General features: G+C 73.5%; 1 protein-coding gene. It reads right to left on the bottom strand.

Annotated features, from left to right (window positions below; all coding sequences use genetic code 11):
• Positions 1 to 1,277, bottom strand: a 1,277-nt coding sequence (locus AC08ON_RS11430) for a DEAD/DEAH box helicase (protein ID WP_476616937.1), incomplete at both ends; no start/stop codon positions are given.

The raw sequence follows: 1,277 nt of genomic DNA on the forward strand, positions 1-1,277 counted from the left end.
CCCAGCGCGTCTGCCTCGGCCGCCGATCCGGCGGCGGCGGTGACCGACCGCGCGGTGAAGGTCGCCGCCGCCGCGGCCGGCGAGGACGCCACCGATCGCAGCAGGGCCAGCGCCGACCACCACCGCACCCGGCGGGTCCGCTCCCCGCCGGGATTCGTGACCGTCTCCCGGGCGAAGGCGAGCACCTCCTCGTGGAACCCGGAGTAGGCCACGCTCATCCGGTACCCCACGTCGCGGTACTGGCGATCCTCCGGGAAGGGGGTGTCCTGCCCTTGATAGCGGCGGATGTCGCGGCGGCGGCGCTGCACGAAGTGCCGGGCGAGCTCATCCCGGCCACGCACGGTGTCCAGGTCGAGCAGCGCGAGCCGCGGGCTGAGCAGGCTCAGCAGATCCCGGAACGCGTCCTGCTTACCGGAGTGGGGCGTGGCGGTGACCAGCAGAAGGTGGCGGGGGCGGCCCTGTTTCGTGGGACGGTCGGCGATGCCGCGCAGCAGGTCGTAACGCTTCTGTCCGGCGCTGCTGGACGCGCTGCCGGCCGCCGGGACGCAGGTGTGCGCCTCGTCGACGATCACCAGGTCCGGGCAGGACCGCGCGAACAGCGTCCGGCGCTCGTCCGTCTTGATGAAGTCCGTCGAGACGATCGTGAACGGGAAGTGCTCGAAGATGGATACTCCGCCCGCCCGGCGCTCCAGACCGGTGACCGTGGACGTCAGGACCAGCTCGGCCTCGATGGCGAACTTGTCGGCCAGCTCCGCCCGCCACTGTTCGGCGAGCGCGGGTGGGCAGAGCACCGTCAGCCCGGTGGCGTCCCCCTGCACCAGCAGCTCCTTGGCGATGAGAGCCGCCTCCACCGTCTTGCCGATCCCGACGTCGTCGCCGATGAGCAGGCGGACCGGGTCCTGGCGCAGCGCGAGGAGCAGCGGGACGAGCTGGTACTGCCGGGAAGTGACCGCGACGGCGGCGAGCGAGCGCAGCGGGCCGGCGCTCGCGGTGAAGCCGAGCCGCAACGCGGTGGCCAGAATGGAGATGGAACGGTGGTCGCCGGCCGCCGCCGGATCCGGCGGCGGGAAACCCACGGACGTCGCTTCGTCCCGGAACAGCCCGGTGACGTACTCCTCGTCCCCACCGAGCGGCCGCACGACGAGGAAATTCGGGTCGTCGCCGGGCAGGACCACCCATTCGCGCCCGCGGGCCTTCACCAGCGACCCCGGCTCGAAGTCGCGGGCCGGGGTGGCGCCGGCCGGGGTGGCGCCGGCCGGGGTGGCGCCGGCCGGGGT

Source organism: Frankia sp. CoWAU3 (assembly GCF_977971855.1).